A 22,201-nucleotide genomic window follows, 5' to 3' on the forward strand; every position below is an offset into this window, starting at 1 on the left:
GATTCTACCATGTCGGACAGAGACTCTCTCCTCGGATCGTTCAACAGAACGCTGGCCTGATCAGTACGCTGGCCACCTCAGTTCGATAAGTTGCTAGAATGTAGGGCTGTTTACGGGCCGCGACGTGATGCGGCGGCCGCACCTATTATCGAATCAGCGATGCCTTTACCTCGATGCAGAGCTTTGTGAAACAGAACCCGGAACCAGGATCCGACCGCCTGCTACGTGAAGCAGAGGGGCTGTCTCTGCTTGAGCAGGCGTTGGCCAGTGCCGGTGTCACCGAGTTGCAGATACCGGTGCGGGTCTGTGCTGACAGGGATCGACTTGAACTGGAGCACATCGACCGGCATCCGGCGAGCCGGGAGCAGATGCTCAGGTTGGGTGTCGGTCTGGCTCGGCTACATAGTCAGCCGGGGCAGGTTTATGGCCTGGACCGGGACAACTACATCGGGCTGTCGCCTCAGCGCAACGGCTGGAGCGACAACTGGGGCCTGTTCTTTGCCGACTGCCGTTTGGCGTTCCAGGTCGAGCGCATCACGCGTGAGGATATTCGCAGGCGTTATCGGGCAACGCTGGCCAGGTGCCGCGAGGCGCTGATCGAGTTTCTCAACGACCAGGTTGAAGCGCCGGCGCTGGTTCACGGCGATCTCTGGTCCGGCAATGTGTTGTTCGACCGCCAGGGGGTATGGCTGATCGACCCGGCGGTTTACTATGCCGATCCGGAGGTGGATCTGGCGATGAGCGAAATGTTCGGTGGCTTCAGTGCCGATTTCTATAACGCCTATCAGGAGTTGCGGCCGCTGTCACAGGACTATCCACTCAAACGCCGGCTCTATAACCTCTATCACTATCTGAACCACTACAACCTCTTTGGCAGCAGCTATCTGCCGGGGTGCGAAGACGGAATGGCTGCGCTCGATGAAACTCTACATCGCTGAAAAACCCAGTTTGGCCAGGGCTATCGCGGCGGTACTGCCGGGGCCGCAGAAACGGGAGGAGGGGTACATCCGCTGCGGCAATGGCGATCTGGTCAGCTGGTGTGTCGGCCATCTGCTCGAGCAGGCGGAGCCGGAAGCCTATGATCCCGCCTACAAGCAGTGGCGCTTCGAACATCTGCCGATCATCCCGGACCGGTGGCAGCTCAAGCCCAGGCCCAAGGTGCGCAGCCAACTGACGGCGCTGCGTAAACTGACCCGCGAAGCGGATCAGCTGGTTCATGCCGGCGATCCGGACCGCGAAGGACAGCTGCTGGTGGATGAGGTGATCGAGTACCTTGGCGTGCCCGACAGCAAAAGGCGGGCGACGCAGCGCCTACTGATCTCCGATCTTAACCCCTCCGCGGTGAAACGCGCGCTGGAGCGGCTCAAGCCCAACAGCGAATTCATACCCCTGTCGGTATCGGCGCTGGCCCGCTCGCGGGCGGATTGGCTCTACGGCATCAACCTGACCCGTGCGCTGACCCTGCAGGGAAGGCGGGTAGGGTTCGATGGCCTGCTTTCGGTGGGCCGGGTACAGACCCCGGTTCTGGGGCTGGTGGTCGAGCGCGACCGGGCGATCGAGGCGTTCGTCAGCAAGCCCTTCTACGAGGTGCTGGCCCATCTGCTGACGGAGCAGGGGCAGCGCTTCAGTGCAAGCTGGCAGCCCAGTGAAGCCTGTGCCCGCTGGCAGGATGAGGAGGGCCGGGTGCTCAGCCGCGAGCTGGCGCAGAACGTGGCCAACCGGATCAGCGGCAAGGAGGCGGTGGTCGAAGAAGCCGGTCGCAAACCAGCACAGCAGCCGGCACCCTTGCCTTACAACCTGTCGTCGCTGCAGATCGATGCGTCCAAGGCTTACGGGATGAGTGCCCAGGCGGTGCTCGATGCCTGCCAGGCGCTGTATGAGAAGCATCGGCTGATCACCTATCCCCGCTCCGATTGCCGCTATCTGCCGAAGGAGCATCACGGAGAGGCGGGAGCGGTGATCGGCGCGATCAAGCAGACGGCGTCTACCCTTGCGCAGGCCGCGTCCGGCGCCGATATCGGCATAAAGGGCCGCGCCTGGAACGATTCCAAGGTGGAGGCGCATCATGCCATTATTCCCACCGCCAAGAGTGCGCGGGAGGGCTCACTGAGCGGTCACGAGGCGAAGGTGTATGAGCTGATCGCCCGGCAGTACCTGATGCAGTTCTACCCCGCCTGGCGCTACAACGACACCGAGCTGAAGCTGCGTATCGAGGGCGGACTGTTTATCGCCCGGGCCCGTCAGACCGAGGATCCGGGTTGGCGGACACTGCTTGGTAAAACTGCGGATGGAGCGTCGGAGCTGCCGTTACTGGCGGTTGGAGACAGCCTGAGCTGTGAGCGTGGCGAAGTGTTGGAGAAGCAGACCCAGCCGCCTAAGGCGTTTACCGATGCCAGCCTGCTGGCCGCGATGACCGGCATCGCCCGCTTTGTCGGCGATCCGGCACTGCGCAAGGTGCTCAGAGAGACCGATGGCCTGGGAACCGAAGCGACCCGGGCCGGCATCATCGAGCTGCTGGTCACCCGTGGTTACCTGCAGCGCCAGGGTAAGAGCATCCACTCATCGCCGGCGGGCAGGGGATTGATCGATGCACTGCCGGAGCAGGTGCAAAAACCGGATCTGACCGCACACTGGGAGTCGTCGCTCGATGCCATGGCGCGTCGAGAGGGGCGCTACGAGCAGTTTATGACGGCGCTTCAAAGCTCGCTTACCGAGTTGATCGGGCAGCTCGGTGCCGCCGCGCCGGAGAGCCTGCGTGGTGTCGACGCGCCAAAACGGCGACGCGCTGGTGGCGCGCGTCGTCGAACGGCGGGACGAGCGGGTCAGGCTGCCGCAGCAGGAAAACAGGGTGGAAACGGCCGAAAAACAGCGCCGCGACGCAGACGCAAACAGAGCGTAGCGGAAAACGGCTAAACCCACTGCGGCTTCAACTGACGCTGGCGCAGTCGGTGATCCACGGGTGCGCCTGAAGTCGCTCCGTCATATGGTCGAGAAAGGCACGTACTCTGGGTGTCAGATTCCGTCTGCTGGTATAGATGGCGTTGATCTCGGTCGGCGCCATCGGGAACTCTTGCAGTATCTCCACCAGTTTTCCCTGCTCGACCAGCTCATCCACAATCACGTGTGCCATGCGGATTATGCCAACGCCTTGCAGCCCCATCTCACGAGCAAAACTGATGCTGTTGGTGCGCAACTGACCACCAAAGCTGACCGGCTCGCCGTCGTTCCAGTTGGTGAATCGCCAGCTATCGAAGGGTTTGACCAGCGTGATGCAGTGATGCTCGGCGAGATCGTCAGGGGTACCGGGAGTGCCGTGCTTGCTCAGGTACGCGGGGCTGGCATAGACAGCCCGGTTCAGCGTTGCGACCTTGCGCGCGATCATCGACGAATCGGGCAGGGGGCCCACCCTCAGTGCCAGATCCATCCCCTCCTCGATCAGATCCACGGCGCGGGTGCTGAGCTCTACGTCGACCTCGACGCCGGGGTACCGCTCCATAAAACTGGCGATGACACCGCTCATCAGGTACATGCCGAGTTCGGTGGGCATGGTCATCCTCAATCGGCCGCGCAGTTCATTGGAGTCGGCCGCGATCTGGTCGCGGATCAGTTGCAGTTCGTCGATCAGGTCGTGACAGCGCTCGAACAGTTCGCGACCCTCCGGCGTCAGCTTCAGCTTGCGTGTCGTACGCTGGATCAATCGAGTGCCTAGGCTGTCCTCGAGTTGTGCGATACGGCGACTGATTGTCGATTTCTGCACGTTGAGCGTTTCGGCAGCGAAGGTGAAGCTGCCGGTTTCCACCACGCGGATGAACAGGCTGAGGTCATTCAGATTCATCGTTACCGATCTTCCCGTACAGATGGACAAAACAACGGTTCGTCAAAATTTCTACGCGACAATCCGGATGCATCAGGTGGTGGGCTGGCTAACGCGTGCGAACTGCAGTAGAGCGTCGATCATGGCGTTAAGGCCGTTACCCCTGGTTGGGCTAAGGTGGCGCTGCAGATCCAGTTGGGCGATCTTACCCGGCAGATCCAGTGCCAGTACCTCGTTGGGCGTAAGGCCGTTGACCGATTCCAGCAGCAGCGCGAGCAGGGCCCGGAGAATACGACCTTCAGCGTCGGCGCGACATGCCAGGCGGCCGCAGTCATCCAGCGTATTGATCAGCCAGACGCGAGATTCGCAACCATGCAGGCGGTACTCGTCTCGTCGCCACTCCTGTGGCAGGTCGGGCAGGCTCGACCCCAGCGCCATCAGCGCCTGGTAACGTTCGTTCCACCCCTTCGCCTGATGCACCCTGTCCAGCTGCGCCTGGTCGGCGGTAATCGCCTGCGGCAGGCTGATCTGGCTGTGCTGGCTGCGAATCAGCTGATCCAGTGCCTGCGCCAGTTTCTCCACTTCGTCCAGCGTATTGTAGAAGGCAAAGGAGGCGCGCACGCTGCCCGGTATTCCCAAAGCACTCATCAACGGCATGGCACAATGGTGTCCGGCGCGCACCGCGATCCCCTGCTGGTCGAGCCAGAGTGCTATGTCCTGGGGGTGCAGACCGTCGATCAGGAAGGAGATCAGGCTTACCCTGTCGTGACCGGCGTTGAGCGGGCGAAAGCCGGGCAGGGTGGCGCAGCACGCCAAGGCATGCTGCAGCAACTGCTGCTCATGCCGTTCAAACGACTCTCTGTCTTGGATGCGCAGGTAGTCGATGGCGGCGCCCAGGCCGATAACGCCGCTGATATCCGGGGTTCCGGCTTCGAAGCGAAATGGCAGACCGGCGAAACGGGTACCGGCAAAACTCACGTGCTCGATCATCTCGCCGCCGCCTTGCCAAGGGGGCATGGATTCGAGCAGTGCCCGGCGTGCCCAAAGTGCGCCTATCCCGGTGGGGCCAAAGAGCTTGTGGCCGGAAAAGGCGTAGAAGTCACAGTTAAGTCTTGCCAGGTCGATATCGAAGTGGGGCAGTGCCTGTGCACCGTCGACCAGCGTCGGCACACCGGCTGCGCGCGCCAGTGCGCACATCTGTTCGATCGGGAACACCGAGCCCAGGGCATTGGAAGTATGGGTCAGTGCGGCGAGCTGCGGCTGACGACTTAGCAAGCGTTTAAACAGCTCAAGATCGATCTCGCCGTCGGCGCAGGGAAGTACATCGATCTCGGCACCGCATATCTCTGCCACCATTTGCCAGGGCACGATGTTGGCGTGGTGGGAACACTCCATCAGCAGTATGCGATCGCCGGCCTTGAGCCGGGGGCGCAGGTAGCTCTGCGCGACCAGGTTTATCGCCTCGGTCGTGCCCCGGGTCCAGATCAGCTCATCGGTGGAGGTGGCGCCGATCCATTCTGCCAGGTTGCGGCGTACCTGTTCAAAGGCTGTGGTGGCCTGTGCCGACAGGGCATGGGCTGCCCGGTGAACGTTGGCATTGTAGCGCTTGTAGTACTGACTGATGGCCTCGATCACCACGCGAGGCTTCTGCGTGGTCGCGGCATTATCGAGGTAGACCAGTGGCTGCCCGTTGACGCGCGACGAGAGGATCGGAAACTCCCGTCTGACGCGTGACGGATCAAACTCGGTCGGCATCGTGCTCGGCCTTGGTCAGCTTGCTTCTCCAGCGGGCATAGAGCATTGCGCTGGTGAAAAGTGTGACCAGCAGCAGGGACTCGATCAGCCCCAACCACCGGGTGTTGGGTACCAGGGCCGCCACCACCGCTTCGAGGAAATAGAGCAGCAGCACGAAGCAGAGCCAGGCATGACCGCGCGGGTTGCCTGATATGATGGTGGGCAGAAATGCGAGCAGCGGCAGAAGGTGGACCAGCCAGATGACCCAGGGGTGGTCTGACTGAGCGGGTGACAGCAGCAGATACCAGAGGCTGAACAGCACCAGCAGTCCAGCATAGCTGCCCAGGGTCAGCCGCCGGGTGAATCGGGTTTTACAGGCGAGAGACATGGTGTCTGGCATTCCTTAAGCTGTGGGTCTCAGTGTACGGGCGATCCGGCCCAGGCGGCGGCCCTGTGCCTGGCACAGCTCCAGTTCTGTCGCGCTGATATCCTGTAGCCCTTCGGACCCGGATACATGGGTCGGGCCGTAGGGGGTACCGCCGGCGTCGGTGCTGTTCAGGCCATCCTCGCTAAACGGCAGGCCCACCAGAACGCAGCCGTGGTGCAGCAGCGGCAGCATCATGCTCAACAGTGTGCTCTCCTGGCCGCCGTGCATCGACGCGCTGGAGGAGAAAACACAGGCGGGTTTGTCGATCAGAGCACCGGACAACCAGAGGCTGCTGGTGGAGTCGATAAAGTACTTCAGGGGCGCCGCCATATTGCCGAAGCGGGTTGGGCTGCCCAGGGCGAGGCCGGAACAGTTGGCCAACTCCTGTTCGGTACAGTAGGGCGCCCCCTGCTCAGGCACTGCGGGTGCTACCGCCTCGCAGGTGGCGGAGATGGGCGGTACCGTGCGTAGCATGGCACGCATCCCGCTCTCTTCGATACCGCGTGCGATGTGACGGGCCAGGGAGCGGGTAGCGCCATGACGGCTATAGTACAGAACGAGGACGTACGGGTCGCTCACTCCAGGATCTCCAGCACCGACTCAGGCGGACGGCCGATACGTGCACGCGCGCCGTTGATGACGATCGGACGCTCGATCAGTTTCGGGTATTGGGTCATCGCCGCGATCACGGCAGCATCATCCAGCGATGCATCGTCCAGGCCCGCCTCCTTGTACTCGGCCTCTTTGGTACGCAGCAGGTCGCGTGCCCCAATGCCGAGCTTGCTCAGCAGTTCGTTAATCTCTGCTGCGGAGGGAACATCTTTCAAATATTCGCGAATTTCGGGTTCGATGCCCCGGTCCTGAAGTAGTTGCAGGGTTTCGCGCGATTTCGAGCAGCGAGGGTTATGGTAGATGATGATCGCCATGGGAACTCCGTCGAGGCACTTTCATTGCTTGATTTGGCGCCCTATTGTATAGGCTTGTCAGATGGTTACAAAGCTGCGAGCCCCCGCGCGCCGTTATGACATACCGCTATGAAGAGCGAAGAGGATTAGGAATGATCAAACGCCCGTTACCAGTAGCGCTACTGTTCCTGCGTGATCTGGTGCGCCAGTACAAAGCCAACCAAGGCATACTCAACGCTGCCGCGCTGACCTATACCACTTTGTTCGCAGTCGTGCCGCTGATGACCGTCTCCTACGCGATGCTGGCGGCTATACCCTCATTTCAGGGGGTGGGGGAGATGATCCAGGGGTGGGTATTCGACAACTTCGTGCCCGCCACCGGCGCCGTAGTGCAGGAGCATCTTGCAGGGTTTACCAGTCAGGCGCGCAAGCTGACGGCGGTCGGTATCCTGTTCCTGCTGATCACATCGATCATGATGATGAAAAATATCGAGGCAGCGCTAAACCGGATCTGGCGGGTCAGTGAGCCGCGCAAGGGGATGTCCAGTTTCCTACTTTATTGGGCAGTACTGAGTCTGGGGCCGCTGTTGATCGGTTTCGGCTTGCTGCTGACCTCCTACGTGGCATCGCTGCCGTTGTTCACCGATGCCACGGCCATGGTTGGTCAGGCCCAGCTATTGGCGCTCTTTCCACCGCTGTTGTCGACGTTGGCATTTACGCTGCTGTATGCCGCCGTGCCGAACTGCCGGGTGCCGTTGAAGAACGCATTGATCGGCGGTGTGGCGGCGGCGCTCATGTTTGAACTGGCCAAACGCGGCTTTGCGCTGTTCGTGACCCAATTCCCCTCCTATGAGCTGATCTACGGAGCGTTCGCCGCTGTACCACTGTTTCTGGTCTGGATCTTTATCTGCTGGACCATCGCTCTGCTCGGCGCAGAGCTATCACGGGCATTGACTATCTATCACGCGGGTAACCGGAAACGTCGCGAACCCCATTTTTATACCCTGCTTTCGGTACTTGAACGACTTTGGCGGGCGCAGCAGCGTGGTGAGCCGCTGGAGGACAGTCGGCTTTTGCATGACGTTCCGGCATTGGATCAAGGGCGTTGGGATGACTATGCCCAGCTGTTGATGACGGCGGGGCTGGTTCGCAGGACCGAACATGGCCATTATCTGCTGAGTCGGGACCTGTCGACCTTTACCCTGGCTCAACTCCAGGCACTGTTGCCTTGGCCGTTGCCATCCGGATTAAGCCAGGCAGATAGCGAATGGAAACAGTGGGTCGGTGAGCGTCTGGATGAGCTCAGTCAGCGGCGCCAGGATACGTTGAATCTGTCGTTGAGCGCACTGTTTAGCGGTTCGGTAATACAAAAACAGGAGGATTGAATGGCCGAGATCTGTACTCATCTGGTGGTGAGTGGTCGGGTACAGGGTGTCTGGTTCCGCCGCTTTACCCAGGAACATGCCCAGTCCAACGGCGTAACTGGATGGGTGCGGAATCTTGCCGATGGCCGTGTGGAGGCGATGCTGTGTGGCGATGAGCGCGCCGTACGTCACGTAGAGGCTTGGTTGAACCGAGGCCCTGACTCAGCAAGAGTAACCTCGGTAGAGGCAACCGATGTGTCGCCGGAGCAGTTCGAAAGCTTTGAAATCAGGGCGGATGCCTGATCGATAAAGGCGGTCAGTCCGGGTGACTTGAGTAGCCATGGCGGCTACCAGGGCGGAAAATCCAGACTACACTGAGGGGACAGCTTCCTACCGCCGAACACGCCGCCGGAGGTACGTGGATCCGGTACAGCAATGGAGCATAAGGATATATGCAGCTGAAAACCAGAACAGCAGCCTGGGGTGTACTGTCGGTCGTCGCGCTCTTCCTGACCGGAATGATCGCGTTCTGGGCGCTCGACTATAGCCAAAGAAAGGACATACAGGTTAGCCAGACAGCCGAGCGGGCGGTCGCCGCGGGCTATGCCATTTCTCGCCAGATCAACTCCATTTACTCCGATCTTATTTTCCTGGGTCAAGGGTCCCAATTTCGCGAGCAGCAGGCAAATCCTGACCTCAACAGCTCCGAGTTGGAGCAGGTCTGGCGTCGTTACCTCGGTGATCGTCCCTATCTTCAACAGCTGCGTTACCTGGATGAACAGGGTCGGGAGCGGGTGCGGGTCCATCGAGTGCATGGCGCTGAGGTGCTGGTAGTGCCCGCATCTGAATTGCAGGACAAATCTGATCGATACTATTTTCGCCAGGCACAGTCTCTGGTGCCCGGGCAGCTCTACCTTTCGCCGCTTGATCTCAATATTGAGCAGGGGGTGATCGAGAGACCTTTTAGGCCAATGGTGCGTTTCGTACTGCGGCTTGCCAGCGCCGAAGCGCTTGATGGCGATGGGATGCTGGTGCTCAATGTCGATGCGAACTATCTGCTTGGGCCGCTACTGGAGATGGAGTTGGCACCGGGTGAATTGCTCCTGGCCGATAACGCGGGGCGGCTGCTGATCGATAGCAGTGGTCTGCCCTACTGGCAAAGCGGGTACGAAATGCCCCGTGGTCAGCTATCGAGCTCGCTGTTTGAGACCGCACCTCAGCAAGATCTCTATATCAGTATCAGTCAGGCCGCAGGGGAAGTGTCGGCCAGGGTGCGATTAAGTGCTCAGCCCATCAATGGTAGCAGTCAGGCCACCTTGGCCGTGCATGCCCCCTCGATGCCCTGGTTCGTGATCATGCGCGACAGCATATCACTGTTCCCCCGGGAGCAATCGTTACTGCAGCTGCTGTGGTCACTGGTGTTGCTGGTGTCCCTGCTGTTGTTCTGTATCCAGTTGTTGCGACGGTCGTTTCAGGTCGAGCGTGCGTTGATGAGCAGTCGCCGGTTCGAGCAAGAGGCGAACGTGCGCGCCAAAGAGAATGAGTCGTTGATCGCTCAGCTTGGCGAGGGCGTGCTGCTGTTCGATCAGGAACAGCGCCTGGTCAGAGGCAACAATGCCGCCCGTCGCTTGTTGGATTGCCGCCTGGAGGAAGCGGAGGACGCCTTTGCCGTCCATAGGGTCTTGCCTGAGCTGTGCCGATACGGACACCTACGGGCTGGGCCAGCGGAGCTGATTGTGGATTCAGAGCCGCCGAGGTTGCTGCACGCCTGCGTATCCCATCTTCTGATCGGGGGCCAGCCTCATCACCTGATCGTACTCTCGGAATCCGGCCGGCTCGATACGCACGGCCGTCAGGAGTTCGAGCTGGGCATGATCCTGAATGCATCGGAGGAGATGATTCTCCTGGTGCAGGCTGACCTTACCATCAGGTTCATAAACTCACGGGCAAAGGATCTATTGGGCATTGCAAATGCCGGGGATACGTCGATCGGGTTTAAAGATCTGGGTTTCCATCTGGATGATGATCTGCGCGTTCTGATGGCCGGACTCGGTCAGGATGGAGCCCGGGCCGAGGGTAGCGGGGAGTTGGTTCGAGGCGGAAAGGCTCGGACGATCAACTATGTGCTGCATCGTATCTGTCATTACCAGGGGGTGATTCATTATGCGATGACGGTTCGCGATATCACTCAGTACCTTGAAACGGAAGAGCAGCTGAATCGGCTCGGGGAGAAGGATCTGCTGCGGGTCATGGCCAGCCGTGTTCAGTTGGCACGGGAGTTCGAGTCGCTGATGGCGCCGGATAAGCGGTTGGCGTTGATGGTGATCGATATCGACCGCTTGCGCATGATCAACAATAGCCTTGGATATCGCGCCGGTGATACCGCCATCCGGCAGTTCAGCAGACGCTTGGTTGAGGCAGCACCCAATGCTCTGGTCGCCAGGCTAAGCGCGGATAGTTTTGTGCTGGTCTGTGAAGGCAATGAAGCCTTGGTATTTGAGCAGATCGAAACCATCAGGGCTCATATGGTGGAACCGATGGAGCTGGCCGGGCAGCTGATCAAAATCAGTTTCTCTACGGGTATTGCCTACTGGCCGGAGCATTCGCGCCAGTTTGAGCCGCTGTTGCAGGCGGCTCTGGTTGCCCTGAACAACATCAAGGGGATGCGTGGCCAGGTGTCCGTGTTCGAACCGCATTTTGCCGATAGCAACCGCGAGCAGCTGAATCTCGAAGAGTACCTGAAGCGTGCGATCGAAGAAGCAAGATTTGAACTCTGGTATCAGCCGGTCGTCAACGCGGTCAGCGGGCGGATCGAGCAGTTCGAGGCGCTCATGCGACTGCGCGACGAGCAGGGCGAGCTGATCAGTCCGGATCGCTTTATCCCACTGCTGGAGGAGAGCGGCTGGATCATGTTGCTGGAGCCCTGGTTGCTAAGATCAGCCATCTCCGCGGCGTCGCTGCTGGCGCGGCGTGTTCCGGGAGGCTCCTGCGTGGCGATCAATATCTGCGGTCAGCAACTGCTGGATAACGGCTTCATTGAACGGCTGTTGAGGATTCTGGACGAGTCCGCCTGTGAGCCGAGCTGGATATCCCTTGAGGTCACTGAACGACAGTTCCTGGAACATCCCGAACGGGTTATTCAGGTGCTGCAGGCGTTACGTGAAATGGGTATACGGGTTGCCGTCGATGATTTCGGCACCGGCTATTCGTCGCTGGCCTACGTTAAGCGCCTTCCGGTAGAGCACCTTAAGATCGACCGCGAGTTTATTCGCGAGCTGCCTCATTCAGAGCCGGACAAGGCGATCGTCAACTCCGTCGGTCGCATGTCTGAGGGGTTGGGGATGCATGTCATCGCTGAGGGTGTGGAGACCCAGGAGCAGATGGAGTGGCTCAAGGCGCACAAGGTGTTTCTGTATCAGGGCTATCTTTTTGCTCGACCGGCGCCGCTGGAATCCTGGCTGTCGGATGAGGCGCTGGGGTTGGTGCTGAGGCCGTTGAGGGAGGAGCGCGACGATGAGATCGCGCCCCTCTCATCGATCAGCTGAGCTGGCTGAGCAGGAAGGATACCGCTTCGCTGGCGTCAATGTCGCGGGATTCGGCGTCACGTCGAGCCTTATATTCGAGCGTCTGCTGACCAAGCCCGCGGTCGGAGATCACCAGGCGGTGTGGAATGCCGATCAGCTCCATGTCGGCGAATTTGACGCCTGGGCGCTCCTTGCGGTCATCCAACAGCACGTCGACTCCAGCTTCGGTCAGCGCGGCGTATAGCTCATCCGCCTTGGCCCGAACTGCTTCCGACTTGTCGTAGTTCAGCGGTACCAGCGCGACAGTGAACGGAGCCAGGCTCTGGGGCCAGAGAATGCCCTTGTCATCGTAGTTCTGTTCAATGGCGGCAGCGACGACGCGGGTGATGCCGATGCCGTAGCAGCCCATCTCCATGGTGATCGCCTTGCCATTCTCGTCGAGGACGGTGGCACCCATTGCGGTGGAGTATTTGTTGCCGAGCTGGAACACGTGACCGACTTCGATACCGCGCTTGATCACCAGCTTGCCATTGCCGCAGGGGCTGGCGTCACCCTCGACGACGTTGCGCAGGTCGGCAACTTCCGGGGTCGGCAGGTCGCGTTCCCAGTTGATGCCGAAGTAGTGCTTGTCTTCGATGTTAGCGCCGGCGCCGAAGTCGCTCAGGGTTGCCACGCTGCGATCGATGATGCAGGGGATCGGCAGGTTGACTGGGCCCAGAGAGCCGGGGCCGGCACCGATCACGGCGCGGATCTCCTCTTCAGTGGCCATGCGCAGAGGCGAGGCCACCTGAGGCAGTTTTTCCGCCTTGATCTCATTCAGTTCATGATCGCCACGGACGAGCAGGGCAACGAAATCGGCTTCGATCTCATCGCTGGCTGCGACGATCAATGTCTTGGTGGTTTTCTCGATCGCGATACCGTGCTGCTCCACCAGCTGTGCGATGGTTTTGGCATTGGGGGTATCGACCAGCCACATCTCCTGGGACGGTGCACCGCGCTCGCCTACCGGCAGCGCTTCTGCGAGCTCGACGTTAGCCGCATAGTCACTGCTGTCGGAGAAGGCGATATCGTCCTCGCCGGAAGCGGCCAGCACGTGGAACTCGTGGGAGGAGCTGCCACCAATCGAGCCGGTATCGGCGAGAACGGGACGGAAATCCAGACCTATGCGCTCAAAGATCTTGATGTACGCGTTGTACATCTTGTCGTAGGTTTCCTGCAGCGAGTCGCGGCTGGTATGGAAGGAGTAGGCGTCCTTCATGATGAACTCGCGTGAACGCATAACGCCGAAACGGGGGCGGATCTCGTCGCGGAACTTGGTCTGAATCTGGTAGAAGTTGGCCGGCAACTGCTTGTAGCTCTGGATCTCGTTGCGGATCAGGTCGGTAATAACCTCTTCGTGGGTGGGCCCGACGCAGAACTCGCGCTGATGGCGGTCGTTCACACGCAGTAGTTCCGGGCCGTATTGTTCCCAGCGGCCGGACTCCTGCCAGAGCTCGGCGGGCTGGATAGCCGGCATCAACACTTCCTGGGCACCGGCGGCGTCCATCTCTTCGCGGACGATCCGCTCCACCTTACGCAGCGAGCGCAGGCCCATCGGCAACCAGGTGTAGAGCCCGGCGGCGACTTTGCGGATCATGCCTGCGCGCAGCATGAGCTGGTGACTGATGACCTCGGCGTCGGCCGGGGTCTCTTTAAGGGTGGCGATCAGATATTGACTTGCTCGCATGGCTCCGCTTGTCCCAAATGAAAAATGGCACCCATTTTATGGGGCGCGCAGCTCAGCCACAAGTCGAACCGTAGTGATAGTCATTAATCGGCTCGTCGCTGAATCGCGATTGCGGGTCGCGGGGGCGTGAGTCGATAAACTCGATAAGCTCGTCGAGCTCGTTTTCATTGAAGACCGGTATGCCGCCTCTGATCAGTTCGTTCGCGGTGATGCCGGGAGCGTTGGACTCCGTGCCGGTGAAGTTGCCGTCGTAGGTGGTCCGGTTGCCGCACGAAGGGCTGCGCGCTTTCATCAACGCGCAGCAGACGTTGTACTCCTGGGCGATATCCATCGCCATTTCGGCTCCGGCCAAGAACTGCGGCGTAAAGTCTCGTCCATCTCGTGTGGTAACCAGGATCGGAAATCGGTTTTGAATTTCGGCGGGTGGGCGGGGTGTCGGCAGTCCACCGAGCACCTCCGGGCAGACCGAGATAAGGCGGCCTTCACTTTTCCAGCGGGCAATTTTTGGATGGTTGATCAAGCTGTGTCCGCCATCGTAGCGGACCGGTGCGCCCAAAAGGCAGGCACTTACCAGTATCTTGTCCATGAGTCTGTTCTTCCGGTTTGTTTTATTGTTCTTATTCTGCCGGGCAAATTTTAAGCCCTGATTGCAACCGGATACAAATCGACTTTGGTCCTGCTGTGATCGGCGTCAAGCATGAGTGCTCAATTTTCAGGCAGGGCGAGGGTCTACCATGAATGTGGCTTCGCCGGTGGCAACCAGTTTTTCACCCACATGTACATCGGTACGGCAGGTAACCCGTTTACGTCTTACATTGATATCGGTGACCGTCACTGTTGCCCGGGCGGTGTCACCGATGCGTACCGGTGCTTTGAACTTGATCTGTTGATCCAGATATATGCATCCGGGACCTGGCAGGCGTGTGCCCGCGACGGCGGAGATCAGTGCGGCGCTGAACATGCCGTGAGCGATACGGCCGCCAAAGGCCGTTTGCTTCGCGTACTCTTCATTTATATGTACAGGGTTGTTGTCGCCGGAGATCTCCGCAAACATGTTGACGTCCGATTCCGAAATGACTTTGGCAAAGGATTCGCTCATGCCGATCTCGAGGTCTTCGAGGTAGTAGCCGTGCTGGTCGTGCATTATAAGTACTCAGTTAGGTAATAGTGAAATTCTCTACCGCTATCCTTAATGGAGCGTGTAATAGGATGCGAAGGATAGTGCCAAAATGTTGCAATGCAATATTCGTCGGATTTTAGCGCAACGGGCCTGGATGGCGAAGGGGGAGGCATGACGGACGCAGCGGTCATAGAACTGCGCGGTTTTGCAATAAGCCGCAACGACACTTTGTTGCTCGAGCCTACCGACATGGTAATCGCGACCGGGGAACGGCTGCTGATTACTGGGCCTTCCGGTTGTGGCAAGTCAACCTTTTTGAAAAGGCTTTGTGCACTGGAGCCCGGTAACGAGGAGCAGGTTTGGTTGCGGGGTGAACAGGCTGCACGCTGGGAGATGCCTAAGCTTAGAAAAACGATGGCCTATCTGCCACAAACGCCGGTGATGTTGGAGGGAAGTGTGCGCGACAACCTGTGTTTAGGCTTGTCGTTACGGGTTTATAAGGGGATGCAGTTCAGTGACGACCGCCTTCGTGACGCCCTGGCCAGCGTAAATCTTGATATCGATCTGGAATCTAACGCTACACGGCTGTCGCCCGGGCAGAAAGCCCGCGTAGCGCTGTTACAAAGGCTGATGCTGACTCCCGACGTGCTGTTGTGTGATGAACCGATCGCGTCGCTTGACCAGGAGAACGCTCAGCTGGTTGTCAGGGTGTTGGCCGAGGCGGGGGCGGCAGGCATGACGCAAATTATTGTCAGTCACCAGGGGTTGCCGGACCTGTACGGGCGCCAATACCGCTTGAACCAAGCGCGGCTGGAGCTGGTTGAATGAGCGTTATCGAGATCGGTTGGGGGCAGTTACTGCTGTCGTTGCTGTTTATTCTGCTGGCTGCGGCTGCTTCGCTCTACTATCAGCTCAGGATGGAGCGAGACCTGCTGGTTGGGACAGTGCGCACGTTTCTGCAGCTGGCCCTGGTCGGCTACGTGTTGCAGTTTATTTTCGATCTCGAACATCCGCTGTTGATCCTGCTGCTCTATCTCTGGATGCTGTTTTGGGCGGCACAGGCGATACACAGCCGGGTCGACGAGTCGGAGGTGGCGATTATGGGGCCTACTTTCGTGTCGATGGCGGTCACTTTTACGTTGATCACATCGATGGTAACCAGCCTGGTGATCCAGGTTGAGCCCTGGTACCGACCGCAATATTTTATACCTCTCGGCGGCATGATTGCCGGTAACGCGATGACCGCGATCTCGCTGTCGCTGGAGCGGTTGCTGAGCAGTCTGAGACAGCAGCGGGCCGAAGTTGAGCTGATCCTCAGTTTGGGTGGGAGCTGGCAGGAGGCCTCTCAGCGACTGCGTCGGGACTCGATCAAGGCGGGTATGATTCCGTCGGTCAACGCGATGATGACGGTGGGCCTGGTCTCATTACCGGGCATGATGAGTGGGCAGATCCTGGCCGGCGTCGATCCTGAACAAGCGATTCGTTACCAGATACTGGTGATGTTGATGCTGGTAGGCGCAACGGCGTTGGGCACGCTGATCGTTGTGAACCTGATTCTGCGCCGTTGCTTTACCCGTTTCGATCAACTCCGGCTCTAAGACGTTTCCGGATATTGTGTTATCAAACCCGGAAATGGGGTATCTTAGCCGCCTCTAAATTCACTGGACACCGATACGACTGACGATGATTATCAAACCGAAAATCCGAGGCTTTATCTGTACCACTACTCATCCGGCCGGTTGCGAAGCGAACGTGCGCGAGCAGATCGAGTACACCCAGGCTCAGGGGCCGCTGGAAAATGGTCCTAAAAAGGTACTGGTGATCGGGGCCTCCAGTGGCTACGGCCTGTCATCACGTATCGCCGCTGCTTTCGGTAGCGGCGCGGCGACCATCGGCGTGTTCTTCGAAAAGCCGGCCAGCGAGAAAAAACCGGGTACTGCGGGTTGGTATAACGCTGCCGCGTTCCAGCGTCTTGCGCATGAGGCGGGGCTTTATGCGAAGAGCCTGAACGGCGATGCGTTCTCTCACGAGGCGAAGCAGAAAACCGTTGATCTGATCAAGGCGGATCTGGGTCAGGTTGACCTGGTGGTCTACTCGCTGGCGTCTCCGGTGCGCAAAATGCCGGACAGCGGCGAAGTTGTACGCTCTTCGCTGAAGCCTATCGGCGAGCCTTACCGCTCCACGGCGATCGACACCAACAAGGACTGCATCATCGAGGCGGAAGTCGAGCCGGCGACCCATCAAGAGGTGGCCGATACCGTGACCGTTATGGGCGGTGAAGATTGGGAGCTGTGGATTCAGGCGCTGAAAGAGGCGGATGTGCTGGCTCCTGGTTGTAAAACCGTCGCGTATAGCTATATCGGCACGGAAATCACCTGGCCGATCTATTGGCATGGTGCCCTGGGCAAGGCAAAACAGGATCTGGATCGTGCTGCCAGCGAGCTGAATACCGCACTGTCAGCAGAGGGTGGTCAGGCCAATGTGGCGGTTCTGAAATCTGTTGTCACGCAGGCCAGCTCGGCAATACCGGTGATGCCGTTGTACCTGTCGATGGTATTCAAGGTAATGCGTGAAAAAGGCCTGCATGAAGGTTGTATGGAGCAGGTCTATCGTCTTTTCAGCACAGGGCTGTACGGCGAAAGTGCAGTGCTTGACGAAGGCAACCGTTACCGTATGGACGACTGGGAGCTGCGTGATGACGTGCAGAAACCCTGTCAGGAGCTTTGGCCCAAGGTGACGACCGAAAACCTGTTCGAAGTGACCGACTATCAGCTATACAAGGATGAGTTCCTGAAGCTGTTCGGTTTTGGCATCGATGGTATCGATTACGATGCCGATGTCGATCCCGTGGTCGAATTTGACGTGATCGATATCTGATATCGAATCCGTATGGAAAGGGCGCCTCAGGGCGCCTTTTCTATTTGCTTGTCTCTCAGCGAGGCGGGCAGATCGGATGGCGAAATTATCGCTGCTGTGCAATAATTGAACGACCGTTTGACTAGAGCCGAAAGGAGTTGGCTATGAATATCAGGACGATGCTCGCCTATATCTTTTTTCCAATAGTCGGAGTTCTTTCCGGCTGTGTCGGAACCTCCTCATCAACCGCCCAGATCTCCGTTCCGCCCGGAAGGGTCATTGCCAGTGCTGAGCAGCTGGAGGGTGAATGGGTGGTGTCATCAATCGGAGCGCGAGAGGTGCAGGGGCAATATTCACCCCGTATCGCTTTTGGTAAACAGCAGCGAGTTGGTGGCATGGCCGGTTGCAATCGTTTTCTCGGCGATTATGCGCTGGGCCGGGAAGGTCAGTTGTTGTTTGGTGAGATGCGGGTTACACGCCGAATTTGCGCTGAGCCGATCATGTTTCAGGAGGCACTGTTGCTCAATCGCTTGCGCGGTGTGAGAAGCGGCAGGTTGACGGCGGATGGTGAGCTGTTGCTCTACTTCGAAGAGGGTGCTCTGCCGATACGCATGCGCCCCGATAACACGCAGGCGATTAGCGACTCCGTCAAGAGTGGGCCCTATCACGGTTGATCTGCCCTGGCGCGAAAACGGAACGGGCCCTGCGGCTGGTCGTGACTGGTGTAGTTTAAGTACACTACGCCGGCTCACCCAATTCGCCATCCGGAGAGGCGTCGTTGTTATGAAGTATCGCAGTGTTCAAGGTGCAGACAAGAGTTACAGTCATCAGCGGGAGGATCGTATCGGGGTGCTGTTGACCAACCTTGGTACCCCTGATGAGCCGACTCCGAAGGCGTTGCGCCGCTACCTGAAGCAGTTTCTCTGGGATCCAAGGGTTGTGGAGCTGCCACGGCCACTTTGGTGGCTGATTCTTAACGGTATCATACTCAACACCAGGCCTCGGCGCTCGGCGGAAGCCTATCGTCAGGTCTGGACGGAGCGTGGATCCCCACTGCTCCTGCATACCCATGCTCAGGCTGAGGCGTTGGCCGAACGATTTTCTGAGGCTGAGGGATTGCCGGTCGTGATCGAGTTCGCGATGCGCTATGGAAACCCGTCGATAGAAACGGTCATTCAGCGCATGCAGGAACAGGGTGTCAGGCGTTTGCTGGTGTTGCCGCTTTATCCGCAATACAGCGCCGCAACGACGGCATCGACCTTTGACGCGCTGGCGGCGGACTTCACCCAGCGGCGCTGGTTGCCGGATTTGCGCTTCGTTTCCCACTACCACGACTTTCCGGCCTATATCGAGGCGATGGCGGTGTCGATAGAACAGTACTGGCAGCAGCATGGGCGGCCGGACCGCCTGCTGCTCTCGTACCACGGCGTACCTGAACGTTATCTGCATTCCGGGGATCCGTACTATTGCGAGTGCAAGGCAACGTCGAGGCTCTTGGCCGATCGGCTGGGGGAGGATGAAGTGTTTTGCATGACAACCTTTCAGTCCCGGTTTGGTCGCGAGGAGTGGTTGAAACCCTACACCGATGAAACCTTGAAAGCCTTGCCTGCCTCTGGCGTCAAATCGGTTCAGGTTTATTGCCCGGGGTTTGCTGCCGATTGCCTGGAAACGATCGAGGAGATTGGTGTCGAGAATCGCGACTACTTCTTGAGCGCAGGTGGAGAGCGCTATGGCTATATCCCGGCGCTCAATGACCGGGTGGAGCACATCGATGCTCTGGAACAGCTGGTCCGATCACAGATTGCGGACTGGTTGAGCCTGGGGAAAAAGGACTCGGCTCGGCGTCAAGTGCGTGCACAGGCAGCTGGTGCTGAGTACTGATTGGCCAGATGGGAGCCAAATCATCGCGATCGCAACAAAATGAATAGAACGGCATTGCCGAGATGCGCCGCATGTGCAAAATAAAGGGGTAGGCATCGGTGATTCTGCCGACGGCTCGCAGCCCTTAACCCTGCAAAGGAGGCCGCATCATGAGCAATACCACTCCCCATCCAAAATTTATGGAAGCCATGCGTAAACTCTCAGCCATGACTGAGGAGGAGCGGCTATCAGAAGAGAATAAGGAGCTTTTCGAGCAGGCGATGAAATACGCCCCCCTGGATATTCAACCGGCGCTGATTGCGATCCAGAAGAAGTATGAGGTGTCGGTGCACTGACCGGTATCTCAGCCGTTTCGAAGAATTTAATCTTTGTGACCGCAGACACGCCCCGCATATGCGGGGCGTGTGCGTTATGCATTCATGTTCCTTTTTCCGGTCAGGCCACGCTTGAGCGGCCGTGCTCCGGATGGGTGGCGATGAAATGCTGGAGTACTGCTCTTAGTACTCTCTCTCTTTCGGTGTTGCCGGCGTGTCGTGCCTCGGCGATATCATCAAGGATAATATCCCTGATCTTTTGCTCGCCGTTATGGGTGACCAGATAGTGACCGAGTGCCATCGCAATCATGGTATCCATATGCTCATGCTCAGCGATGGCCGCAATCTCCTCTTCGGTCAGGTCAGACATCGCCAGACACTCTTCATAGGTCAGCATCTTCGGGCCTCCTTCGCGCGCTGAGCGCTTTAATTATTTAGGGTTATAGGTTGCTCTGCGACTTTTAGTCTAGGCCATGCCGAACACGATGCCATGGGTTGGGATGGATCATTTTTCAACGAATTCCTGATCCTGAAATTGAACTTCATGATGAAGGCGTGCCCAAAAAGTCGGAGAAACGCGCAATATACTGAAAAATTGGGCTTTTAATGCTGCGTTTGTACTGCGGGCGCTTTCGTTTCTCCGTGAGTGCTTCAGCACTCTCTGTTGATCTGGGTCACGGCTGCCGGTCTGGATCGTGGCGGAAGGGTAGGCCTTCCGACAGCAGGGCGATCTCGTCGCGCATCAATGTGCTCTCCTCCTTGAGGAAGTTACGCAGGGCAGGATGAAAGCCTTTTTCGCGCAGCCAGTGGACGGACCAGGTTTCGATCGGTTCAAATCCGCGTTGAATCTTGTGCTCCCCCTGGGCTCCGGGATCAAAGCGTTTCAACCCGTTTTTGATACAGTAATCGATGCCTTGGTAGTAGCAGGTTTCGAAATGGAGGCTGTCGAACTCGTCGAGGCAACCCCAGTAGCGACCGTACAGGCAGTCGCTGCTCTTTAACGATAGTGCGCAAGCTACCTCCCGTCCGTCGACCAGTGCCAGAACCAATACCAGATGTTCCGGCAGGTTTTCCAAAAGCTGGTCGAAGAAGGCGCGCGTCAGATATCCCTGCATCCCCCGTTTGCGGTAGGTGCGTTGGTAGAAGCGGTAAAACGTGTCCAAATGCTGTGGCGTGATCGCGTCACCCTCAAGGGTGATCAGCTCGATACCCTGATTCTGCACCTTCTCCCGCTCCTTGCGCACGTTCTTGCGCTTACGCGAGGTGAAGTGGCTGAGGTAATGATCAAAGGATTGGTAGTCTCGGTTGAACCAGTGGTACTGGGTACCCAGGCGCGTCATAAGTCCCGCCTCGGCAAAGGCGGATTTGACGCCGGGCTCTACAAACAGGGCATGCCACCCTGATGCATCGAAACGGTCGGCGACCTGCATAACCGTCTGGCTGAGCAATGTAGTCAGTTCGGCCAGGGGGAGCTCTGATCCGAATCGTGGGCCCGACGCAGGCGTGAAAGGGATGGCGGTCAGTAGCTTGGGGTAGTAGTTGAGACCATGGCGAGCCCATGCATCGGCCCAGGACCAGTCGAATACGTACTCGCCCCAGGAGTGGCTTTTCAGGTAGAGCGGCATCACACCGGCCAGCTGCGACTGCTGCCAGATGCTGATGTGCAGGGGTTGCCAGCCGGTCTCCGGACTGACGCTGCCCGAGCGTTCCAGAGCTGCAAGAAATTCATGACGCAGAAAGGGATAGTCCGTGCCGCATAGTCTGTTCCACTGCTGGTGCGGAATCTCCTCGATGGTGCTGTGAAGCTTTATCTCCGGCATCTCGTGTCAGCTACCTTGGCCTATACTCTTTAGGCAGTTAGTCTTTACCCTGGCTGATCTGTTTTCAGCGCATCTCGTATTTTTGATTTGCGATCAGGAGCATTATGGACGAATTGGAACTGGAATTTGAGCTTGACCCAAGGCTGGTAGCGGATACCTATGATTTGGGTGCATTTCCGCTGTGTCAGCTGCTGCTTATGAACGATGCCAACTATCCCTGGTTCATTCTTGTGCCGCGCCGCGCCGGAGTTACGGAAATCTACCACCTCCCGCAGGAGGAGCGCGAACAGTTGATGCGCGAATCCAGCTTCCTGGCTGAGAATCTGGCAGACCTGTTCCAGGCACGCAAAATGAACATCGCGGCATTGGGCAATATGGTGCCTCAACTGCATCTGCATCATGTAGTGCGACACGAAGCCGACCCGGCCTGGCCGCAGCCGGTATGGGGTAAAGTGCCCGCCAAACCGTACAGCGACGAGGAACTGGCAAAAATACGTGAGCGCCTGTGCCGCCTACTCAGCGATGAGCTGACTTTCTGCCCAACTGCCTGATTTGCGATTCAGGCCCTGTCAGGGCTGGCTAAATCGAGTATAATTTTCGCCTTTAAATGCAGGGGGTGCCCTGTTCGTTCCGATACCGGGGGTGGTTTTGCCGCTTCCGGGCAGCGGGATGATGGGGCAGTCATGCCCGCTTCGGACCCCGCTGCGCCCACGATT

21 protein-coding genes and 1 pseudogene are annotated in these 22,201 nt (G+C 58.5%); 12 read left to right on the top strand and 10 right to left on the bottom strand.

Annotation, left to right across the window (positions count from 1 at the left end; genetic code table 11):
* Positions 1-149: 149 nt before the first annotated feature.
* Together IEX40_RS15415 and IEX40_RS15420 are read left to right on the top strand one after the other, a co-directional pair.
* A pseudogene (locus IEX40_RS15415) lies at positions 150-938 on the top strand (fructosamine kinase family protein); the annotation flags it as partial.
* Entirely contained in the window at positions 919-2,913 is a 1,995-nt protein-coding gene (locus IEX40_RS15420; RefSeq protein WP_188749870.1) for a DNA topoisomerase III, read from the top strand. The pseudogene IEX40_RS15415 and the gene IEX40_RS15420, both read left to right, overlap by 20 nt.
* Positions 2,914-2,926: 13 nt before the next feature.
* Here IEX40_RS15420 and IEX40_RS15425 read toward each other — a convergent pair whose 3' ends face one another.
* The 5 genes from IEX40_RS15425 to arsC all read right to left on the bottom strand — a co-directional run bounded on the left by IEX40_RS15425 (position 2,927) and on the right by arsC (position 6,901).
* Positions 2,927-3,835: a LysR family transcriptional regulator gene (locus IEX40_RS15425; protein ID WP_188749872.1), complete on the bottom strand. Its 909-nt coding sequence runs from the start codon at positions 3,833-3,835 to the stop codon at positions 2,927-2,929.
* A 72-nt stretch (positions 3,836-3,907) separates the two neighbouring features.
* Positions 3,908-5,569, bottom strand: a complete 1,662-nt coding sequence (locus IEX40_RS15430; protein WP_188749874.1) for a SufS family cysteine desulfurase — start codon at positions 5,567-5,569, stop codon at positions 3,908-3,910.
* Positions 5,553-5,936: a DUF2069 domain-containing protein gene (locus tag IEX40_RS15435; RefSeq protein ID WP_229680788.1), complete on the bottom strand. Its 384-nt coding sequence runs from the start codon at positions 5,934-5,936 to the stop codon at positions 5,553-5,555. The genes IEX40_RS15430 and IEX40_RS15435 overlap by 17 nt, the downstream gene beginning before the upstream one ends.
* Positions 5,937-5,951: 15 nt before the next feature.
* Entirely contained in the window at positions 5,952-6,554 is a 603-nt protein-coding gene (wrbA, locus tag IEX40_RS15440; RefSeq protein WP_188749878.1) for an NAD(P)H:quinone oxidoreductase, read from the bottom strand.
* A complete protein-coding gene (gene arsC, locus IEX40_RS15445; RefSeq protein WP_188749880.1) occupies positions 6,551-6,901 on the bottom strand; it encodes an arsenate reductase (glutaredoxin) in 351 nt (116 codons plus the stop codon). The genes wrbA and arsC overlap by 4 nt, the downstream gene beginning before the upstream one ends.
* Before the next feature lie 131 nt (positions 6,902-7,032).
* Between arsC and IEX40_RS15450 the strand changes: the two genes are divergently transcribed.
* The 3 genes from IEX40_RS15450 to IEX40_RS15460 all read left to right on the top strand — a co-directional run bounded on the left by IEX40_RS15450 (position 7,033) and on the right by IEX40_RS15460 (position 11,789).
* Entirely contained in the window at positions 7,033-8,265 is a 1,233-nt protein-coding gene (locus IEX40_RS15450) for a YihY family inner membrane protein (RefSeq protein WP_188749883.1), read from the top strand.
* The gene (locus IEX40_RS15455) at positions 8,266-8,547 is read left to right on the top strand and encodes an acylphosphatase (RefSeq protein ID WP_188749885.1); all 282 of its coding nucleotides are present in this window, start codon (positions 8,266-8,268) and stop codon (positions 8,545-8,547) included.
* Between the two features lie 149 nt (positions 8,548-8,696).
* Positions 8,697-11,789, top strand: coding sequence for a putative bifunctional diguanylate cyclase/phosphodiesterase (locus IEX40_RS15460; RefSeq protein ID WP_188749887.1), 3,093 nt, complete (start codon positions 8,697-8,699; stop codon positions 11,787-11,789).
* On the opposite strand, the gene IEX40_RS15465 is transcribed toward IEX40_RS15460, so the two are convergent.
* The 3 genes from IEX40_RS15465 to IEX40_RS15475 all read right to left on the bottom strand — a co-directional run bounded on the left by IEX40_RS15465 (position 11,782) and on the right by IEX40_RS15475 (position 14,638).
* Entirely contained in the window at positions 11,782-13,494 is a 1,713-nt protein-coding gene (locus IEX40_RS15465; RefSeq protein ID WP_188749889.1) for a proline--tRNA ligase, read from the bottom strand. The genes IEX40_RS15460 and IEX40_RS15465 overlap by 8 nt on opposite strands.
* 52 nt (positions 13,495-13,546) lie before the next feature.
* A complete protein-coding gene (locus IEX40_RS15470; protein WP_188749890.1) occupies positions 13,547-14,080 on the bottom strand; it encodes a 2-thiouracil desulfurase family protein in 534 nt (177 codons plus the stop codon).
* Between the two features lie 126 nt (positions 14,081-14,206).
* Positions 14,207-14,638 carry a MaoC family dehydratase gene (locus IEX40_RS15475; protein ID WP_188749892.1) on the bottom strand — a complete coding sequence of 144 codons (432 nt, stop codon included), beginning with the start codon at positions 14,636-14,638 and terminating at the stop codon, positions 14,207-14,209.
* Positions 14,639-14,785: 147 nt separating this feature from the next.
* Here IEX40_RS15475 and IEX40_RS15480 point away from each other — a divergent pair, with 147 nt between their 5' ends.
* The 6 genes from IEX40_RS15480 (at position 14,786) to IEX40_RS15505 (ending at position 19,686) form a co-directional block, all read left to right on the top strand.
* Positions 14,786-15,442: an ABC transporter ATP-binding protein gene (locus IEX40_RS15480; protein WP_188749894.1), complete on the top strand. Its 657-nt coding sequence runs from the start codon at positions 14,786-14,788 to the stop codon at positions 15,440-15,442.
* Positions 15,439-16,212 carry an ABC transporter permease gene (locus IEX40_RS15485; RefSeq protein WP_188749896.1) on the top strand — a complete coding sequence of 258 codons (774 nt, stop codon included), beginning with the start codon at positions 15,439-15,441 and terminating at the stop codon, positions 16,210-16,212. Before IEX40_RS15480 ends, IEX40_RS15485 begins: the two co-directional genes overlap by 4 nt.
* 85 nt (positions 16,213-16,297) lie before the next feature.
* On the top strand, positions 16,298-17,491 hold the full coding sequence (gene fabV / locus IEX40_RS15490; RefSeq protein ID WP_188749898.1) for an enoyl-ACP reductase FabV: 1,194 nt from the start codon (positions 16,298-16,300) through the stop codon (positions 17,489-17,491).
* Between the two features lie 143 nt (positions 17,492-17,634).
* Positions 17,635-18,144: an META domain-containing protein gene (locus IEX40_RS15495; RefSeq protein ID WP_229680789.1), complete on the top strand. Its 510-nt coding sequence runs from the start codon at positions 17,635-17,637 to the stop codon at positions 18,142-18,144.
* A 109-nt stretch (positions 18,145-18,253) separates the two neighbouring features.
* Entirely contained in the window at positions 18,254-19,351 is a 1,098-nt protein-coding gene (hemH, locus tag IEX40_RS15500) for a ferrochelatase (RefSeq protein WP_188749900.1), read from the top strand.
* A 149-nt stretch (positions 19,352-19,500) separates the two neighbouring features.
* Entirely contained in the window at positions 19,501-19,686 is a 186-nt protein-coding gene (locus IEX40_RS15505) for a hypothetical protein (protein ID WP_188749901.1), read from the top strand.
* Positions 19,687-19,786: 100 nt separating this feature from the next.
* Here IEX40_RS15505 and IEX40_RS15510 read toward each other — a convergent pair whose 3' ends face one another.
* Positions 19,787-20,062 (bottom strand): hypothetical protein, encoded by a 276-nt coding sequence (locus IEX40_RS15510; RefSeq protein ID WP_188749903.1) that lies wholly within the window; start codon positions 20,060-20,062, stop codon positions 19,787-19,789.
* A 277-nt stretch (positions 20,063-20,339) separates the two neighbouring features.
* Complete coding sequence (locus IEX40_RS15515; protein WP_188749905.1) at positions 20,340-21,485, bottom strand: GNAT family N-acetyltransferase; 1,146 nt, start codon at positions 21,483-21,485, stop codon at positions 20,340-20,342.
* 104 nt (positions 21,486-21,589) lie between these two features.
* Here IEX40_RS15515 and IEX40_RS15520 point away from each other — a divergent pair, with 104 nt between their 5' ends.
* On the top strand, positions 21,590-22,036 hold the full coding sequence (locus IEX40_RS15520; RefSeq protein ID WP_188749906.1) for an HIT domain-containing protein: 447 nt from the start codon (positions 21,590-21,592) through the stop codon (positions 22,034-22,036).
* Positions 22,037-22,201: the final 165 nt, after the last annotated feature.

It is taken from the genome of Marinobacterium zhoushanense, assembly GCF_014641945.1.
In the GTDB taxonomy this organism is placed as follows: Bacteria; Pseudomonadota; Gammaproteobacteria; order Pseudomonadales; family Balneatricaceae; genus Marinobacterium_D; species Marinobacterium_D zhoushanense.

What these genes read in the sequence shown, in the direction of transcription:
- IEX40_RS15420 (WP_188749870.1), top strand. Translation starts at nt 919, where the DNA reads ATGAAACTCTACATCGCTGAAAAACCCAGTTTGGCCAGGGCTATCGCG.
- IEX40_RS15425 (WP_188749872.1), bottom strand. Translation starts at nt 3,835, where the DNA reads ATGAATCTGAATGACCTCAGCCTGTTCATCCGCGTGGTGGAAACCGGC.
- IEX40_RS15430 (WP_188749874.1), bottom strand. Translation starts at nt 5,569, where the DNA reads ATGCCGACCGAGTTTGATCCGTCACGCGTCAGACGGGAGTTTCCGATC.
- IEX40_RS15435 (WP_229680788.1), bottom strand. Translation starts at nt 5,936, where the DNA reads ATGTCTCTCGCCTGTAAAACCCGATTCACCCGGCGGCTGACCCTGGGC.
- arsC (WP_188749880.1), bottom strand. Translation starts at nt 6,901, where the DNA reads ATGGCGATCATCATCTACCATAACCCTCGCTGCTCGAAATCGCGCGAA.
- IEX40_RS15450 (WP_188749883.1), top strand. Translation starts at nt 7,033, where the DNA reads ATGATCAAACGCCCGTTACCAGTAGCGCTACTGTTCCTGCGTGATCTG.
- IEX40_RS15455 (WP_188749885.1), top strand. Translation starts at nt 8,266, where the DNA reads ATGGCCGAGATCTGTACTCATCTGGTGGTGAGTGGTCGGGTACAGGGT.
- IEX40_RS15460 (WP_188749887.1), top strand. Translation starts at nt 8,697, where the DNA reads ATGCAGCTGAAAACCAGAACAGCAGCCTGGGGTGTACTGTCGGTCGTC.
- IEX40_RS15465 (WP_188749889.1), bottom strand. Translation starts at nt 13,494, where the DNA reads ATGCGAGCAAGTCAATATCTGATCGCCACCCTTAAAGAGACCCCGGCC.
- IEX40_RS15470 (WP_188749890.1), bottom strand. Translation starts at nt 14,080, where the DNA reads ATGGACAAGATACTGGTAAGTGCCTGCCTTTTGGGCGCACCGGTCCGC.
- IEX40_RS15475 (WP_188749892.1), bottom strand. Translation starts at nt 14,638, where the DNA reads ATGCACGACCAGCACGGCTACTACCTCGAAGACCTCGAGATCGGCATG.
- IEX40_RS15480 (WP_188749894.1), top strand. Translation starts at nt 14,786, where the DNA reads ATGACGGACGCAGCGGTCATAGAACTGCGCGGTTTTGCAATAAGCCGC.
- IEX40_RS15485 (WP_188749896.1), top strand. Translation starts at nt 15,439, where the DNA reads ATGAGCGTTATCGAGATCGGTTGGGGGCAGTTACTGCTGTCGTTGCTG.
- fabV (WP_188749898.1), top strand. Translation starts at nt 16,298, where the DNA reads ATGATTATCAAACCGAAAATCCGAGGCTTTATCTGTACCACTACTCAT.
- IEX40_RS15495 (WP_229680789.1), top strand. Translation starts at nt 17,635, where the DNA reads ATGAATATCAGGACGATGCTCGCCTATATCTTTTTTCCAATAGTCGGA.
- hemH (WP_188749900.1), top strand. Translation starts at nt 18,254, where the DNA reads ATGAAGTATCGCAGTGTTCAAGGTGCAGACAAGAGTTACAGTCATCAG.
- IEX40_RS15505 (WP_188749901.1), top strand. Translation starts at nt 19,501, where the DNA reads ATGAGCAATACCACTCCCCATCCAAAATTTATGGAAGCCATGCGTAAA.
- IEX40_RS15510 (WP_188749903.1), bottom strand. Translation starts at nt 20,062, where the DNA reads ATGCTGACCTATGAAGAGTGTCTGGCGATGTCTGACCTGACCGAAGAG.
- IEX40_RS15515 (WP_188749905.1), bottom strand. Translation starts at nt 21,485, where the DNA reads ATGCCGGAGATAAAGCTTCACAGCACCATCGAGGAGATTCCGCACCAG.
- IEX40_RS15520 (WP_188749906.1), top strand. Translation starts at nt 21,590, where the DNA reads ATGGACGAATTGGAACTGGAATTTGAGCTTGACCCAAGGCTGGTAGCG.